A 16,255-nucleotide genomic window follows, 5' to 3' on the forward strand; every position below is an offset into this window, starting at 1 on the left:
TCCGGCGTGCAGACCTATCAGGACCATCTCCGCACCGGCACGCAGCGCCTGCGCGCGGCTGGCATTGACGAGGCGAGCCACGAGGTGCGCCTGATGATGATGGCCGCGTCGGGCCTGTCCCGCACCGGACTGATTTCTGCCGAAGCGGACATTGTGCCGGAGGACATTGCAGGCCGGTTTGACGAAATGCTCCGTAGGCGGCAGGAGCGACAGCCACTCCAGCACATTCTCGGCACGACGGAATTTTACGGGCTGGAGTTCGCGTGCGACGCGCGGGCTTTGATCCCCAGGCCCGATAGCGAAACGGTGGTGGAGGCCGCCTTGCGTCTTGTCCCAGAGGACGCGGCGATGATGATCGCAGATCTCGGGACGGGGACGGGGTGCCTGCTGGCGGCCCTTCTGGCGAACCGTCCGCAGCTGCGCGGCGTGGGCGTGGAGGCGAGCCCGCAGGCGGCAAGCCTCGCGCGGGAAAACCTCTCCCGGCTGGGGCTGGAGGACCGCGCCTCGGTGTTTGAGGGAAGCTGGGCTGACTGGCAGGACTGGCACGCCGCCGGTCTGATCATTTCGAACCCGCCCTACATTGCCAGTGCAGAGATTGCCGTCCTCGCGCCGGAAGTGCGCACACATGATCCGATGTCGGCGCTGGATGGCGGGGCGGACGGTCTGGAGGCCTACCGGGAGATTATCGGACGTGCCAGACAATATCTGAAACCCGGGGCCTGGCTGGTTTTCGAAATCGGCCACGACCAGAAAGAAGCGGTATCCGGACTGATGGAATCGGCAGAATTTGCCGAAATCGGGGCTTCAAAAGACCTCGGTGGAAATGATCGTGCCGTATGGGGGCGGAAAGCCGACAGGTGAACTCACATTTTCGCTTGGCGGCCAAGGCGTTACAGGATACAAGATTCGTGTGAAACGGTATGAGTGGGTTCCAGTGGTTTCCCTCTTCGATCACAGGCTTCGCGCAAAAAATTGGGGCTGTGGCCAGCTGAACAAACGGCCAGCGCGACGGGAACGGCCTGCATAAACCTAGCAGGCGCATGAACATGGGACTGACTTCATGAAACGCTCACGTGGGCGCAACCGCCGGTCAGGCGGTAACAACCAGAACAATTTCAACAATCCGAACCGGCATTTTGAATCTGTCGGGCCGGACGTGAAAATCCGTGGGTCCGCCCAGCAGGTACTCGAAAAGTACCAGCAGTATGCGCGGGACGCCCAAACCAGTGGCGACCGCATTCTCTCGGAAGCCTATTATCAGTTCGCCGAACATTATCAGCGGATCGTCGCCAAGCAGCTGGAAGCGCGCGAGCGCCAGCAGCAACAGCGCGGCGGCAGCCGCGATGACCGCGATCAGAACCGCCGTGACAATTCCCGTAATGACGGGGATGACAACGCCAATGAGTCCGGCAAGAGCGATGGCGAAAAGACCGAAGCCAGCGTGGAGCGCCGTGATGCGCCAACCCCGAAAGACGATGGCAACGAAGACGCCATGCGCGTCATCGACGAGGACAAGTCCTCCGATGAATCCAGCGCATCTTCTTCGGATGACGACAAGGCCGAAAAGCCGAAGCCCCGCCGCAAGAGTCCGCGCCGGAAGACCTACAAGAGCGGGGAAAATGAGGGATCAGATGATTCCGACCCGTCCGATGGTGTCCTGAAGACCGTTTCCCGCGGCCGCCGCAAGGCCAAAGATGAAGAAGCGGAACCTTCTGCCGAAACCACCGACTGAGGGGCCAGGACCCGCCGCAAATAAAAAGCCCGGTGCGCCAAAGGCCGCCGGGCTTTTTCTTGTGTGAACCTTCCCGTCGCAGGGGAGTTGCAACACAGGAAACTGTTCCCACATTGGCTGTGACGGACAATGGCGCTGCCGCTAAGCGGGGTGCCGGGATCCTGAAACAAATCTGCCTTTGAAAGGGGATGATACATGAATATTGAGCAATACACCGAGCGCGCCCGGGCCATCATTCAGGGGGCCCAAACCGCCGCTCTGGCCGCCGGTCACCAGGTTTTGACGCCGGCGCATGTCCTGAAAGAAATGCTGGAGGATCGCGACCAGTTGGCCGTGAACCTCATCCGTGCAAGTGGCGGACGGCCCGAACTTGTCGTGCAGGGCGTCGACACGGCGATTGGCAAAATTCCGAAAGTTTCCGGCTCCAATACCGGCCTGCGACTGGAGCAGGCGGGGGCGAAGCTCTTCCAGGATGCCGAAGCCGGCGCCAAGAAGGCGGGCGACTCCTTTGTGACGACCGAACGCCTCCTGCTGGCCATCGCCGGGCTCTCCGGTGATCCGGCAGCCAATGTTCTCAAAGATGCCGGTGTGACACCAAAAGGTCTGGAAGGGGCGATTGTCCAGCTGCGCCAGGGCCGCACGGCCGACAGCGCGAATGCTGAAGAAGGCTACGAAGCCCTCAAGAAATATGCCCGCGACCTGACCCAGGATGCGCGTGACGGCAAGCTCGATCCGGTTATCGGCCGCGACGAGGAAATCCGGCGCACGATCCAGGTGCTTTCACGCCGGTCCAAGAACAACCCGGTTCTGATCGGTGAGCCCGGCGTGGGTAAGACCGCGATTGCCGAGGGCCTGGCCCTGCGCATCGTCAATGGCGATGTTCCGGAAAGCCTCAAGGACAAGAAACTTCTGGCGCTCGACATGGGCGCGCTGATCGCCGGGGCGAAATTCCGCGGGGAATTCGAGGAGCGCCTCAAGGCTGTGCTGAATGAAGTGCAGCAGGCCGAAGGCGGCGTTATCCTGTTCATCGATGAGATGCACACGCTGGTCGGCGCAGGCAAGGGCGACGGCGCCATGGACGCGTCCAACCTGTTGAAGCCTGCACTGGCCCGCGGTGAGCTTCACTGTGTGGGTGCGACCACGCTGGACGAGTACCGCAAATATGTCGAAGGCGACGCTGCGCTCGCCCGCCGTTTTATGGCGGTGTTTGTGGATGAGCCGACCGTGGAAGACACGATTTCGATCCTCCGTGGCCTGAAAGGCCGCTACGAGGCGCACCATGGTGTGCGTGTGTCGGATGCAGCAATCGTTTCGGCCGCGACGCTGTCGAACCGCTACATCACGGACCGCTTCCTGCCGGACAAGGCCATCGACCTGATGGACGAGGCCGCCTCGCGCCTGCGCATGCAGGTCGACTCCAAGCCCGAAGAACTCGACGAGATCGACCGCCGCCTGCTGCAGCTGAAGATCGAAGCCGAAGCGCTGAAGAAAGAAAAAGACGCCGCGTCGGTCGACAGGCTGAAAACGCTTGAGGAGGAGATTGCAGAATTGCAGTCCCACTCCGACGAGCTGACAACGGCGTGGAGCGCGGAAAAGAACAAGCTGAAAGGCGCAGCGACCGCCAAGGACCAGTTGGACCGGGCCTATGCCGAAATGGCTGAAGCCCAGCGCCAGGGTGATCTTGCGAAGGCGTCCGAGCTGAAATTCTCGACCATTCCGGAACTGGAAAAACTGATCCAGGAAACCGAGAGCAGCGAAGATGGTGGCGGTGGCGTCGTCTCCGAAGTTGTGAAACCGGAAGACATTGCCGCCGTCGTCTCGAAGTGGACGGGCATTCCTGTCGACAAGATGATGGAAGGCGAGCGTGAGAAGCTGCTGCAAATGGAAGACGCCTTGCGCAAGCGGGTTGTCGGCCAGGACCCGGCCCTTGAAGCGGTGTCCAATGCCGTGCGCCGTGCGCGTGCCGGCCTGCAGGATCCGAACCGCCCGATCGGCTCCTTCCTGTTCGTCGGTCCGACGGGTGTCGGTAAGACGGAGCTGACCAAGGCGCTCGCCGAATTCATGTTCGACGACGACACGGCCATCCTGCGGCTTGATATGTCCGAGTTCTCGGAGAAACACTCCGTGGCCAGACTGATCGGCGCCCCTCCGGGTTATGTCGGCTATGATGAAGGCGGCGTGCTGACCGAAGCGGTTCGCCGGCGCCCGTACCAGGTCGTCCTGTTCGACGAGGTCGAGAAAGCCCACCCGGACCTGTTCAACACGCTGTTGCAGGTTCTGGACGACGGCCGTCTGACGGATGGCCAGGGCCGGACCGTGGACTTCAAGAACACGATCATCATCATGACCTCGAACCTTGGCGCCGATGCCCTTGCCTCAGGTGAGGAAGGGGACATCAGCGAGGGTGCAAAAGAATCGGTGATGAGTGCCATCCGGGCCCACTTCCGTCCGGAGTTCATCAACCGGATCGATGAGATCGTCTTCTTCAAACGGCTTGGCCGCAGCGAGATCGACCATATCGTCGATATCCAGATGGAACGTCTCGAAGGCCTCCTGAAGGACCGGAAGATGCATCTGGAGCTCACGCTTGAGGCCCGCAACTGGCTGGCTGCCCGTGGGTATGACCCGGTTTACGGGGCCCGCCCGCTGAAGCGCGTGATCCAGAAGGAGTTGCAGGACCCGCTGGCCCGGCTGCTGCTGGAAGGCCGCATCCATGATGGCGAGACCATCCAGATCGGCGTGGAAGGTGACCAGCTCTCGATCAATGGCGTGCCGAACGACTTCGCCAAGGGCGCGGCTGTTCTGAACTAAGCCATTTCACATCAAACGGAAACGGCGCAGGGAACCCTGCGCCGTTTTCATTTGGGCTGGTTAAAAGCCGGATCTCAGGGCGAAGGCGGATTGACCGGCAGGGAAACGCTCAACAGCCCGGCGCCCTGTTCGGCGCGAATTTCGTCGATCGCGTCGCGGGATTTCAGGAACTCGTCCATGATGACGGGCGCCTCGGCCAGTTTGCGGCCGGTGGGCAGTTTCAGGCGCATGGCGTTCACCGGCTTGCCATTGATGTACACCTCATAGTGCAGGTGGGGTCCGGTGGAGGCACCTGTTGATCCGACATAGCCAATGGTTTCGCCCTGACGGACGCGGCGCCCCTTGCGAAGGCCGCGGGCGTAACGCGACAGGTGGGCATAGGCCGTCTTGTAGCCGTTGGCGTGCTGCACGACGATATAGTTGCCATAGCCGCCCCGGCGCGCGGCCCATACGACAGTCCCATTGCCGGCTGCGTAGACCGGTGTGCCGCTCGGCGCGGCAAAGTCCGTCCCCTTGTGCAGGCGGGTATAGCCGGAAATCGGATGGACGCGATTGCCGAAGGACGACGAAAGCCGCGCGCCATTGATCGGCGTCTTCATCAGGAATTTCGTGGCGCTTTCGCCATTGAAATCAAAGTAGTCGGTCTCGCCATCGTCGGATGGGGTGAAGCGGTAGAAGCTGCGGGTCAGGGCCTTGCCGTCCAGGGAGGCGTAAATCAGGTTTCCGGTCTTCACCGGGTGTCCCGCCTCATCGGTGTACGTTTCGTACACCATCTCGAAGGAGTCGCCGGGATGGATTTCACGTTGGAAATCAACGTCATAGGCGAAGACGGACGCGTAATCGACGACCTGCTGGTCCCCGGCGCCGAGTTTCAGCGCCGTTTCATAGATCGAGGTTTCGATGGGGGCGCTGACGCGGTGATAGTGCGGGGTCAGGCGGGCATTGAGTGCCGCGGCCGTCCAGTTGCCGTCCGTGCCGCGTTTGATGAACAGGTTCCGGCCTGCTTCGGCTTTTACATTCAGGGCGCTGAGGTGCCCGTCATCCAGAAAGACTTCCGCTTCGAGACCCGGCAACAGGCGGCGCGGGTCGAGCAGGTCTTCATCATAAAGGGTCTGAAGCGCGCCAGCGGCCTCGTTCGCCGGCGCGCCAAGGCGCTGGACGAGGCCGGTCAGTGTTTCACGGCGGGCGAGTTTGCCGGTCGCTGTTTGCAGCGGAGGGGCAGGCGGCTGGATGTCCGTGGCGGTCAGCAGCGTCGCCGCCAGCGGCGGGGGCGCAAGGGCGGCTTCGGCGGTGCCCGGTCCGTTCTGGCCGTTCGGCCCGGCAATCAGCAGGCCGGCGACGGCCGATCCCGTGCCCAGGACGAGGAGTGCGACGAGGCTTTTCACACCATGTGACAGCGTCGAGCGCGCAGGCGCCTTGGGTTCAGTCGGTTTTTGAGTGTCTTGCATGGTGCAAGCCCCTCCATTTTGTTCGCCACCCTGGCATTCTGCCTGCAAATCCCGTGCAGACGGACGTTTATTCGTCAAATTGTTATCGCCTTTGCCTATTAAGGCTTTTGAAACAGCGCCGGAAAGGAATTCCCCTTTCAGGCAAGATTCTAAATTCCACAGTGAGCCGGACGCAAGCCGGATGAGTCAGTGACGCCACCAGATGACGGAGATTTTAGCAAAACGGCCCGTCAGGCGCCATCGGCGCGTGCGCGCCGGGCACGCTGGGTGTTTGCAGCGGCCGTCCTGCTGGTTCTGGCGGGCGTCATTGGTGGCTGGGCGATGCGCAAGACCCTTGCCCGCAAGGTGCTGGCCGATTGGTGTTCGGGCCGGGAACTGGTCTGTTCAACGCGGTTCGATGAGCTGGGCCTTACCGGCGCCGTGATGGATGACCTGTCTGTCACAGGACAGGGACAGGCGGCATTCGAGGCCAGCAAAGTGCGGGTCAGGCTGGACTGGCCGGGCTTGTTCCGGCCGCGTGTAACAGCCATCGAGCTGGACGCGCCCGCGTTGCACGGAACCCTGTCAGACGGACAGCTGGGCTTTCACGGGCTTGAACGGCTGGTGCCGTCAGGTGGCAGTGGGGGCGGCGGGGCGCTTCCGGCAGTCGACATCCGCGAAGGCCGCATCCTGATCGGAACCAGCGCCGGAGAGGTCAGCGCCCGCGTCTCGGCAAGCGGCGTGTTCCCAGATGATGCCAAGGCTTCGATCACACTGGATCCGGCCAGCCTGGACGAGCCGCAGGGCTACCTGCGCTGGTCTGGCGGTGTGGCGGATCTCATTGCGAAGGATGGCCAGCTGGAAGGGCAGGTGAACCTCACCCTTGAGGAAATGCGCACCGATGACGTGACCCTTTCCGATACGGAACTTGTGGCGAGCCTGGAGTCCGGCATCGATGAGACAGCGCCCGCCCGGCTTGTCTGGGAGGGACGTGTGGCGGAAGCGTCCGGCGCCGACTTTGCGCTGACGGCCCTGCAGGCCAGCGGTCATGCCAGACTGGACCGGATCACAGGGGCGTCGGTGGAGGAATTGTTCGCGGCGCTCACGGAAGCGGACGTTCAGCTGGACGCGGGACAGACCCGCTGGCGAAACTATGCAGCCGACACCGGGCACATCGAGGCTTCCCTCCGCAAGACGGATGACGTGATTGCCGGGCCTTCGGAAATCGCCCTGACCGATGTCACGATTCCTCAAGGCCGGGCCGGAGCGCTCACCGCAGCGGGAGACCTGTCCTGGGCGAAGGAGTCCGGAGGTCGCTTCGTTGGTCAGATTTCCACGACCAATGCCGCCTTGTCGGAAACCGCATCAGACACGCTGCTGAACCGGGTAAAACTGCCTGCGCCCCTGACCGCACATGGGGCCAGCCTGCGGGCGGCTCTGGGCCGGGCACTATCAGATTTCGGCGCTGCGTCGCGGGTCAATGTGACAGCGCACAATGGCGCGGTCGCCCTGGAGGCGCAGGATGATGCCTCCCTGAGCGCCGCGAGCGGGCTTGCCCTGTCGGTTTCGGCACCGCGGCCGGAGCGAACCTGGTTCAGCCTGAAAGGCGGACAGACCTTCGTCGGCGGGAACGTGACCCTGAAGGGAGGCGGCGCGCCGCGGCTGTCTGCCGATCTGGAGTCGCTGACCTTCGGCAGCGGCGGCCTGCGCGTGGATGCCCGGTCGGTGGACGTGTCGCCCTGGCGGGCAAACGGAACCCGGTTCGGCATGTCCCTCTCATCCCTGACAGTCCATTCGACACCGGATGATCTCAGCGTGAATGCGGACGGATCGGTGTCGCTGTCCGGACCTGTGTTTGGCATCGAACTCGCCGAGTCCCGTTTGAGCGGCGCGATCCAGGTCATCAACGGGGAAGACGGGCTCCGGGTCGAGCCGGTAAATCAGCCGTGCCTCCTGTTCGATACGCAAGGCGTGAAGCTGGGCGGGGTGGCATTCCAGCCGAACAGATTGAACCTGTGTCCTCGTCAGGGGGCTTTCATGAAGCCTGGCAATGGAGATGCCTCCGGCACGGCGTCTCTCGGCGACGTTTCCTGGCCGTTTGAATCCAAATCTGTCACCGGCGTGCTGAATCTGGAGAAGGCCGCCATCGACTGGTCGGTGCGCAAGGGCTTTAGCCTGGCGCTCTCGTCGCCTGAACTCGGCCTGCCAATGAATATCGGTGACCGTACACTGTCGATCGACGCAGCGCGCCCCCGTGTCCGTCTTGCCACCGCGAAAGGGAAAGTGCCTGCGCTATCCGCGATGCTTGGCCCGACGGTTTTCGGGGGATCGCTGATCCCTGCCAAAGTGTCTGCAGACGAGATCCGCTTCGATGGCGCGATCGGTGCCGCCGGACTGTCGGGAGACCTGGCGGGTGACGCTGTCCTGATCCGCGACTTCCGGGATGACCCTGTCTACCAGCCGCTCCTGTCAGACCTGACAGCGCAGATGCACGAGTGGCAACTGGCGCTCCACGGGCCGCTGCGCCTGCAGGCCAGCGACGTACCGGTTGGGGAAATCACGGCGGATATCAATGTGCTGACCCTGGATGGCACTGCGCGGGTTGCGACACGCGTTCTGGAATTCCGGAAAGGTGGGCTTCAGCCTGTCATGCTCTCGGAGCGTCTGCGCGGGGTCTACACAGATGCGGCAGGCAGCATGGAAGCTGTTTCGGATGTGGTCATTGACGGTGGACGCCTCGCCGGAACGGCGGACGTCTCGGTGTCGGACTTCGGGTTTCAGACCACACGTCTCGGCCGGGTCGAGAATGTGGATGGACAGGTTCACTTCGCAGACCTGTTTACGCTTTCGACCGATCCGACGCAGGTGCTGACCGTGGGCGGCATGAACCCGGGAATCCCCTTGCTGGATGGCCGGATCGTGTTTGCCTTGTCCGGCGGGAAAGTCCTTGTGGTCGAGTCCGCGGCCTTTCCATTCGCCGGCGGTACGCTGGCACTGGCCCCTTTCGACTGGACGCTTGGCGCCGACACGCAGCATGTCGAGGTGACGGCGGATGCCATCGAACTGGCGGAACTCGTCCGTATCCTGAAGCTTCCCAAGATCGAGGCGGAAGGGACTGTGTCAGGCCGGTTCCCGATTGATGTCGAGCGCTCGAATGTGCTGATCCGTGATGCGCGTCTGTTTGCGGACGACAGCGGGGGGCGGGTTGCCTATCTTGGAGATGCTGCAGATTCTGCGGCCCGGTCTGACGCGAATGTCCGCCTGGCCTTCGAAGCACTGAAAGACTTCGACTTCACGGTTCTGGAGGTGGGGCTGGACGGCAATGTCGCCGACCGGGTGAAAATCACGCTGAAACTGGCCGGCAAGAGCCGGAACGATATTACCTATGGCGCCAACGCCCACATTGTTCGGGGCCAGCCCTTTGAGTTCAACATCGCCGTGGATTCGGCCCTGGCAGAGCTCTTCCGGTCGAGCCAGTTCTATACCAACCAGCAGAAGCTGACGGATTTCGTGGTCGAGGAAGTGTTGACGGACCGGGGGCTTAAAATCCAGGAAGATGAATGAGGGATAACCATGTCCTTGATTGACGTTAAGCTATGCCATGCCATGGTGGCGAAAGACCCAAGGAGGCCACCACGCCCATGACCTTTCGAAACATGCTCCTTGCGGGCGCCGGATTTTTTATCCTGGCTGCCTGCACGCACACGATCAGGATCGAGCCTTCGGACAAGCCGATCAAGATCGATCTCAATATCACCCAGGAAGTTCGCATCATTCTCGACAAGGAAGTCGAAGAGCTGATCGCAGACAACCCGGACCTGTTCTAGCGAAGAGAGGAGAAACCCTATGACATCCCTTCGCACTTTCGCCGCCGCGTCTGTTTTCGCCATCGCATCCTTCGCGATGGCACCTGCCGCTTTTGCCGGTGACCCTGTGATCGACGCTGCCATTGATGCCGGTCAGGTTGGGGAAACCATTGACGGCCTTCTGGGCGTTGTTGGCACGGCCGATCCGACCGTTGTCCGCAAGGTCAACGAGATCAACAATCGCCGCGCCGCCAAATATGCCGAGGTCGCTGCCCAGACAGGCACGACCCCTGCGCAGGTCGCACGGCTGACCGGTGAGAAGCAGATCGAAAAGCTCGATGCCGGTGAGTTCTACATGGACGAGACCGGCGTCTGGAAACGCAAGTGACATCGTGACTTGCCCGGCCCGGCTGCGGCTCTAGGGTAGGGGCATGTCTCGCAAAGCCATCGCCATCATCTTCGCCTGTATCGCTGTTCTGGCAGTGGTGCTGGCTGTCATGCCACGTTTCTGGATGGGCGGGAGCGACGGTATCAGCGGGCATGGCTGGGCGGCCTATATCATCGGTGCGGTCATGACCGTCGGCCTGTCCGGCGGCTTGTTTTTCCTGACATTCTACTCCGCCCGCCACGGGCACGACGATATTGATCGTCCGGACGACCCGGCGGTGTAATCACTGCGGCTGTGACGGTAACTTCACGCAGCTCTGATTGACACAAACGGCGGAGCACCCAATCCTGCCGCCATTGCCACACTATTTTCTACAGGGCTGACCATGTCATCGATCGATCCTGCGCGCCTGTCTGCGTACATTGCGTCGCGCATTTGCCACGACCTTGTCTCGCCGATTTCCTCGGTCACCAACGCGCTCGACCTTATGGAAGAGCCGGGCGACCACGAAATGAAGGCGCAGGCAGAAGACCTGCTCCACGATGGCGCTGAAAAAGCTGCCGCGCGTATCCAGTTCCTGCGCTACGCATTCGGCTCCATCGGCCTGAACGCCGGCGCTGCGGACATTCACGAGGCCCGCAAGATTACGGAAGCCTTCGTCAAGAGCCATAAACCCAGCGTGGAATGGGACATCCAGGCAGACCATCTGAGTTTTTCTCACGTTCGCCTGATGATGAACCTTGTCATGATGGCGGTGGAATCCCTGCCGAGGGGCGGCGTAGTCAGCGTTCGGATCCGCAGCGAAGCCGGCGGCCTGACGATCACGTTGACGGCAAAAGGCGACCGTGCCCGCGTCAAGAACGAGGTCGCTGCAGCTGTTGACGGGACCGAGCCGGACGAGGGCTGGCGGGCCGAAACCATTCAGCCGCTTTTCACAAGAATGATTTGCGACGGCCTTGAAGGCGAACTGACTGCCAAGGCAAGTGATAATCAGGTGATTTTCATGGTCACAGGTCTGCGCGCCGAAGGCTGAGCTAGCTCGCAGAACGGGAATTGAAAGATTTTGTTAAGACACTTCGGCGAGCGTCCGGAGATTGTCTTCCAGTGGGGAAGTGGTTCATGAAAACGTGCCTGATTGTCGACGATTCCCGCGTGGTGCGGAAGGTTGCGGCTCGTATCGTCAAGGATCTGCGCTTTGAGGTGGTCGAAGCGGGCGACGGCGCGGAAGCGCTGGAAATCTGCCGCAAACAGATGCCGGAGGCTGTGCTTCTGGACTGGAACATGCCGGTCATGAACGGCCTGGATTTTCTGCGTGCCCTGCGCCGGGAAGAGGGCGGCAAAAAGCCGGTTGTCATGTTCTGTTCGATCGAGAATGATGCTGAGCATGTCGGCGAGGCCCTTCGGTCCGGTGCCGATGAGTTCATTATGAAGCCGTTTGACGCTGAAATTCTTGAAAGCAAGTTCGCCGAAGTCGGGCTGATCTAAGTATTTCTTAACAATCCTTGCTGTACCGGTAACTTTTGCAATCGCATCAGTCCGGGACCGGAGCTAATTATGCAGGATGGGGTTTTCAACGAATTGGCAGATCTGGCCCTGAAAGGGTCGGGTCAGACGATTCCGCGATCGAAATCCTATCTGATCGAAGCCCGTCTGGCGCCGATTGCCCGCCGTGAGGGCTTCGGGTCGCTGGACGATCTGGTCCACTGCCTGAAATCGCGCGCCAATCCCGTATTTGCCGCCGAATGCGCAGCGGCACTGGTTTCCAAGGACACATGGTTCTTCCGGGAGCGCGATACGCTGCACCGGCTGGTCAACGACATCCTGCCCATGCGCCTGAAGTCCGGAAACACCGGCCGCCTGAAGGTCTGGATTGCCGGGGGCTCGACGGGCCAGGAAGCCTATTCCCTGGCCATGCTGCTGGAGGATGACCTGCCTGCCGCCTTGCGTGGCGCAAAGATCGAGATTCTCTCCACCGATCTCTGCAAGACGGCCACAGAGCGCGCCCGCGCCGGCCGCTACGGGCATTACGAGGTCCAGAAGGGGCTCTCCATCCACCGCCTGATGCACCACTTCACCCGCACAGACAGTGGCCAATGGGAGATTTCTGAAGCGCTGCGCAGCAAGGTCAGCTTCCGACAGCACAATTTGCTGGAAAGCGCCGGCGGGCTTGGCAAGTTTGACGTCATCCTGTGCCGGAACGTCCTGTCCGGTATGGACCGGTCGGCCCGTAGCCGCGTTGCCGACTCGCTGGCCGCACAGCTGATGCCGGGCGGGCTGGTGATCCTGGGGCAGGGTGAGAGCCTGATCGGCCTGACCAACCAGCTGGAACCGTCCCGTGATTTCCGCGGTACCTGGATGGCTTCAGACGGCACCCCGAAATCTGCCACATCCGCAGCCTGAGCAGGCCTGCCTCTTCACCTCCTGACCACTTGCCGCTATATGCGCGCCTCAACCTTGGCTGCTCCGGGCCTTGAACCCGGCGGGAGTAAGAGATGACTGATACGAACACGGCTGCCTGGACGGGCGGCGTCAATTCCCTTGGATTCGCAAAAGCGCCGGCCGATACGCGCGTCGTCGCCGCCATGTCGGGCGGGGTCGACTCGTCCGTTGTGGCCGCCATGCTGAAAGCGGAAGGCTATGATGTCATCGGCATCACCCTGCAGCTGTATGATCATGGCGCCGCGATCGAGAAGAAAGGCGCCTGCTGCGCCGGGCAGGACATCCACGATGCGCGGAACGTTGCCGACATGATCGGCATTCCGCACTATGTGCTGGACTATGAATCGAAGTTCCGCGAGCAGGTGATGGAGGACTTCGCCGACACCTATCTTGCCGGATCGACGCCGATCCCCTGCATCCGGTGCAATCAGACGGTCAAATTCTCCGACCTCCTGAAAACCGCGAAAGAGCTCGGCGCCGACTGCCTTGCGACGGGTCACTACATCCGCCGGACAGACGGACCGGATGGACCGGAGCTGCATCGTGCGGCGGATGCCTCCCGTGATCAGTCCTACTTCCTGTTCGCCACGACGCGGGAGCAGCTGGATTTCCTGCGCTTTCCGTTGGGCGACCTGCCCAAGACCGAAGTGCGGGAACTTGCCGACCGGTTCCATCTGCCGGTGGCGTCAAAGCCGGACAGCCAGGACATCTGCTTCGTGCCGGAAGGGTCCTATGCGAGCGTCGTTGAGAAACTTCGTCCTGGGGCCGGGCGAGGCGGCGACATCGTGCATCTCGACGGGCAGGTGCTGGGCCAGCACAAAGGTGTCATCCACTACACGATCGGCCAGCGTCGCGGCCTGGGCGTCGCGACGGGCGAGCCTCTATTCGTGGTCAAGATCGATGCACCGAACCGCCGTGTGATCGTCGGCCCGCGTGAAGCGTTGATGACATCCGGCCTGTTGCTGGAAGAGCTGAACTGGATTGGCGCAGGAAGCCTTGAAGCGGCCGCTGATGCGGGCGCGCCCGTGCTCGTCCGCGTGCGGTCCACCCGGCCGCCAGTTCCAGGCCGGCTTGGCTGGCACGGTGACACTCCGGTGATCTGGTTCGATGAGCCGGAAGAAGGCGTTGCGCGCGGTCAGGCGGCCGTCCTGTACGACCCGGACGGCGGCACGCGCATTCTCGGCGGCGGGTTTATCCTGAGGGCCATTCCGGCAGATGAACGGATTGCGGCTGCCTGACAGGCGTGATCAGTCCACCATGCCCAGAGCTATGCCCCTGAGGGCGGCGGATACGCGGTCATTCACATCGAGCTTCTCGAAGCAGCGCCGGATATAGGTTTCGACCGTATTGCGCGACAAGTGAAGGACTTCCGCAATCTGAGAATTGGTTCGCCCGCGGGCAACCCAGCGGAGGATCTCCCGCTCGCGGGCAGACAGGTTCGTTCCGTCCGGCAATTCCCGCAACAGCAGGCGGCAATAGACAAGGTGGCCCATCTGGGAGGCGGCCTGCAATTCGAGCACTTCGTCCGTTGACGGGATTTTCCTGCGTCCAAAGCCGAGTGCCGCATATCCGTTGCGCCCGGCAGGGCCGAAGAGCGGAATACCGATCCCTTCGCCCAGATTCTGCGCGGCGACCCGCTGCAGGTAGTCGCTTTCTTCCGGTGTCAGGTTCGGCAATTGGGACGATTCGGACCAGAAATAGGGCCGCGTGAAATTCACCGCCCTCCGCGCGAGCGGATCACACAAATGCAGCTGCTCTTTGAGATAGGTTTCTCGCCAGTCCTCCGGATAGCCGAACTCTCCAACCCGGATCTGACCATCGAAATCGCGAGCCCCGACCGGCGGATAGTGCATATAGCTGGCCATCACGACATGGGTGGTTTCGTAATAGCTGGCTGAAGCCGCACGGAGGTCCCGGAACGTTACCGCATCGCGGCAATCCCGAAAAAATTGACGAAGTGGCTCGAGGGTGCGTGCCATTCCTTGTCCCCAGATTCCGTGACATAAGGCCCCAGGCCGGGGGCAAATGCAAGCAAAAGCGGGGACCCCGGGATCAGCTCAGCCAATCAGGCGCTGCGACCCTGTCCGATTGGCCCATATCCGGCTGTGGATAGCGTTCAAGAAGTTTGTCCACAATCGCGTCCGCAACCCGGTCCGCTTCGCGAAGGGGGGCATAGGTCCAGGTTTCCAGCGTGCCGTCAAACCAGCGCGCTGCGCCATGCGCGATCAGGCTGTCGTGCAGCTTGTCGAACTTCTCGGACCGCCCTTCAAGCTTGACGATATGCAGGGGCAGGCCGTGCCATGCGGCATCCGAAAGCATGTTGGCGCTGTCTTCTGTCACGATGGCCACATCTGAAAATGTCAGCCATGCGATGTAGGGGTTCGGACCATCCTCTGTGCCCGACCAGAATAATGCGCCGATATCATCGGCCATCCGGCGAAACCGTGCCCGGATCGGGTCGGGTGTCCGGCGCGACGCCGTTATCCGCAGGCGCCAGCCTTGTCCGGCAAGCGTCCGGAGCTGGCTGTCGAGCCGGTCAGCGGCCGACTCCGTAAACGCGTGCGCCTTGCTGTTTCCGCCCAGGATCACGATGGCGCTCTTGCCGCGCTCATCTGCCAGATCTGCGAAAGCCTGAGCCGCTTCCTCAATGGCGTGCGGTGAAAAGTAGGACGGGGACCCGACCGTCTGGATGACGTTGGGGCCTGTCACACCGTCATGCTTGGGGGTGACCAACAGGTCGAAATTGTCCGGCGAAATATGCGGGTCGAGGATCTGGACTGTCAGTGTACGCCCACCGGACCATTCGCGGACCGCGCGGGTGAAGGCCGCAGACCGCCGGCCTGCGGCGATCCATACGGTGGGCCAGGGTGCCTGCAATTGCGCGCGCTGGTCTGCGGGAAGGGCGGACAATGGCGAGGGCCAGTTATCTGCCGGCAGCCAGGTCCACGGCATGCGCGGTGTCAGAACGATGGGGTCAGACCGGTGGGCTTCACCGGCGATATGCCCGATCTTCATCCATCGGCGCGTTTCGCCGAGCGCGTGGACGACCGCGCGCACCTGTGCGGCGTTGCCTGCGCGGCCATCTGAGACCGCCCAGACTGAGGGTCCGAGCGGTCCCGGCCCAAACATTTACCGGTACTCGACTTTGATGATTTCGTAAGCGCGGGCCCCGGCGGGCGCGGCGACCTCGGCTTCGTCGCCTTCTTCCTTGCCGATCAGGGCACGGGCAATCGGGGAAGAGATGGAAATCTTGCCTTCCTTCACGTTTGCCTCGTCGTCTCCGACGATCTTGTAGGAAGATTCCTCTTCGGAATCGACGTCGATCAGGGACACGGTTGCGCCAAAGCGGATTTTCCCGCCGGTCAGCTTGGACACGTCGATCACGTCAGCGCGGGCAAGCTTGTCGTCCAGCTCGCTGATGCGGCCTTCGATGAAGCTCTGCTTCTCTTTGGCGGCATGGTATTCGGCGTTTTCCGACAGGTCGCCATGGGCGCGCGCTTCGGAAATCGCCGCGATGATGTTCGGGCGCTCAACCGATTTGAGGTTCTTGAGCTCAGCTTGAAGCGCAGCATGGCCTTCTGCGGTCATGGGAATGCGTTCCATAGGGGTCACCTCTGTAATTGGGCGAAAATCGTTGTCGTAAATGTCAGCG

The 16,255-nt window shown here is 61.9% G+C and carries 15 protein-coding genes; 11 read left to right on the top strand and 4 right to left on the bottom strand.

The genetic code is table 11. The features are described from left to right. Positions 1-6 precede the first annotated feature (6 nt). From prmC to clpB, 3 genes are all read left to right on the top strand, one after another. A complete protein-coding gene (prmC, locus tag HAD_RS07670; RefSeq protein WP_162177481.1) occupies positions 7-861 on the top strand; it encodes a peptide chain release factor N(5)-glutamine methyltransferase in 855 nt (284 codons plus the stop codon). 199 nt (positions 862-1,060) lie between these two features. Further along, entirely contained in the window at positions 1,061-1,732 is a 672-nt protein-coding gene (locus HAD_RS17890) for a DUF4167 domain-containing protein (protein WP_051596018.1), read from the top strand. 195 nt (positions 1,733-1,927) lie between these two features. Further along, a complete protein-coding gene (gene clpB, locus HAD_RS07680; RefSeq protein ID WP_035570327.1) occupies positions 1,928-4,543 on the top strand; it encodes an ATP-dependent chaperone ClpB in 2,616 nt (871 codons plus the stop codon). A 74-nt stretch (positions 4,544-4,617) separates the two neighbouring features. Here clpB and HAD_RS07685 read toward each other — a convergent pair whose 3' ends face one another. Then, entirely contained in the window at positions 4,618-5,991 is a 1,374-nt protein-coding gene (locus tag HAD_RS07685; RefSeq protein WP_051596019.1) for a M23 family metallopeptidase, read from the bottom strand. A gap of 189 nt (positions 5,992-6,180) precedes the next feature. Between HAD_RS07685 and HAD_RS07690 the strand changes: the two genes are divergently transcribed. The 8 genes from HAD_RS07690 to mnmA all read left to right on the top strand — a co-directional run bounded on the left by HAD_RS07690 (position 6,181) and on the right by mnmA (position 13,841). Beyond that, positions 6,181-9,534 carry an intermembrane phospholipid transport protein YdbH family protein gene (locus tag HAD_RS07690; RefSeq protein WP_156942197.1) on the top strand — a complete coding sequence of 1,118 codons (3,354 nt, stop codon included), beginning with the start codon at positions 6,181-6,183 and terminating at the stop codon, positions 9,532-9,534. 77 nt (positions 9,535-9,611) lie between these two features. Further along, positions 9,612-9,797, top strand: a complete 186-nt coding sequence (locus HAD_RS07695; protein WP_035570329.1) for a YnbE family lipoprotein — start codon at positions 9,612-9,614, stop codon at positions 9,795-9,797. Positions 9,798-9,816: 19 nt separating this feature from the next. Then, positions 9,817-10,164 carry a YdbL family probable chaperone protein gene (locus HAD_RS07700; protein ID WP_035570330.1) on the top strand — a complete coding sequence of 116 codons (348 nt, stop codon included), beginning with the start codon at positions 9,817-9,819 and terminating at the stop codon, positions 10,162-10,164. Between the two features lie 43 nt (positions 10,165-10,207). Continuing rightward, positions 10,208-10,447, top strand: a complete 240-nt coding sequence (locus tag HAD_RS07705; protein WP_035570331.1) for a hypothetical protein — start codon at positions 10,208-10,210, stop codon at positions 10,445-10,447. A 102-nt stretch (positions 10,448-10,549) separates the two neighbouring features. After that, positions 10,550-11,197, top strand: coding sequence for a histidine phosphotransferase family protein (locus HAD_RS07710; protein WP_035570332.1), 648 nt, complete (start codon positions 10,550-10,552; stop codon positions 11,195-11,197). A gap of 86 nt (positions 11,198-11,283) precedes the next feature. Further along, positions 11,284-11,649 carry a response regulator gene (locus tag HAD_RS07715; RefSeq protein ID WP_035570333.1) on the top strand — a complete coding sequence of 122 codons (366 nt, stop codon included), beginning with the start codon at positions 11,284-11,286 and terminating at the stop codon, positions 11,647-11,649. A 69-nt stretch (positions 11,650-11,718) separates the two neighbouring features. Further along, positions 11,719-12,564 carry a CheR family methyltransferase gene (locus HAD_RS07720; RefSeq protein ID WP_035570335.1) on the top strand — a complete coding sequence of 282 codons (846 nt, stop codon included), beginning with the start codon at positions 11,719-11,721 and terminating at the stop codon, positions 12,562-12,564. Between the two features lie 92 nt (positions 12,565-12,656). After that, on the top strand, positions 12,657-13,841 hold the full coding sequence (gene mnmA, locus HAD_RS07725; RefSeq protein WP_035570336.1) for a tRNA 2-thiouridine(34) synthase MnmA: 1,185 nt from the start codon (positions 12,657-12,659) through the stop codon (positions 13,839-13,841). 9 nt (positions 13,842-13,850) lie between these two features. Here mnmA and HAD_RS07730 read toward each other — a convergent pair whose 3' ends face one another. From HAD_RS07730 to greA, 3 genes are all read right to left on the bottom strand, one after another. Next, the gene (locus tag HAD_RS07730) at positions 13,851-14,582 is read right to left on the bottom strand and encodes a helix-turn-helix transcriptional regulator (protein ID WP_051596020.1); all 732 of its coding nucleotides are present in this window, start codon (positions 14,580-14,582) and stop codon (positions 13,851-13,853) included. A 73-nt stretch (positions 14,583-14,655) separates the two neighbouring features. Then, on the bottom strand, positions 14,656-15,732 hold the full coding sequence (locus tag HAD_RS07735) for a mitochondrial fission ELM1 family protein (protein ID WP_035570337.1): 1,077 nt from the start codon (positions 15,730-15,732) through the stop codon (positions 14,656-14,658). Then, a complete protein-coding gene (gene greA / locus HAD_RS07740; protein WP_035570338.1) occupies positions 15,733-16,206 on the bottom strand; it encodes a transcription elongation factor GreA in 474 nt (157 codons plus the stop codon). Between the last annotated feature and the right edge of the window lie 49 nt (positions 16,207-16,255).

It is taken from the genome of Hyphomonas adhaerens MHS-3, from assembly GCF_000685235.1.
Classification (GTDB): Bacteria; Pseudomonadota; Alphaproteobacteria; order Caulobacterales; family Hyphomonadaceae; genus Hyphomonas; species Hyphomonas adhaerens.

Bases quoted from the DNA above. Each gene is read 5' to 3' on its own strand.
- HAD_RS17890 (WP_051596018.1), top strand. From the start codon at position 1,061: ATGAAACGCTCACGTGGGCGCAACCGCCGGTCAGGCGGTAACAACCAG.
- clpB (WP_035570327.1), top strand. From the start codon at position 1,928: ATGAATATTGAGCAATACACCGAGCGCGCCCGGGCCATCATTCAGGGG.
- HAD_RS07685 (WP_051596019.1), bottom strand. From the start codon at position 5,991: ATGCAAGACACTCAAAAACCGACTGAACCCAAGGCGCCTGCGCGCTCG.
- HAD_RS07695 (WP_035570329.1), top strand. From the start codon at position 9,612: ATGACCTTTCGAAACATGCTCCTTGCGGGCGCCGGATTTTTTATCCTG.
- HAD_RS07700 (WP_035570330.1), top strand. From the start codon at position 9,817: ATGACATCCCTTCGCACTTTCGCCGCCGCGTCTGTTTTCGCCATCGCA.
- HAD_RS07705 (WP_035570331.1), top strand. From the start codon at position 10,208: ATGTCTCGCAAAGCCATCGCCATCATCTTCGCCTGTATCGCTGTTCTG.
- HAD_RS07710 (WP_035570332.1), top strand. From the start codon at position 10,550: ATGTCATCGATCGATCCTGCGCGCCTGTCTGCGTACATTGCGTCGCGC.
- HAD_RS07715 (WP_035570333.1), top strand. From the start codon at position 11,284: ATGAAAACGTGCCTGATTGTCGACGATTCCCGCGTGGTGCGGAAGGTT.
- HAD_RS07720 (WP_035570335.1), top strand. From the start codon at position 11,719: ATGCAGGATGGGGTTTTCAACGAATTGGCAGATCTGGCCCTGAAAGGG.
- mnmA (WP_035570336.1), top strand. From the start codon at position 12,657: ATGACTGATACGAACACGGCTGCCTGGACGGGCGGCGTCAATTCCCTT.
- HAD_RS07730 (WP_051596020.1), bottom strand. From the start codon at position 14,582: ATGGCACGCACCCTCGAGCCACTTCGTCAATTTTTTCGGGATTGCCGC.
- HAD_RS07735 (WP_035570337.1), bottom strand. From the start codon at position 15,732: ATGTTTGGGCCGGGACCGCTCGGACCCTCAGTCTGGGCGGTCTCAGAT.
- greA (WP_035570338.1), bottom strand. From the start codon at position 16,206: ATGGAACGCATTCCCATGACCGCAGAAGGCCATGCTGCGCTTCAAGCT.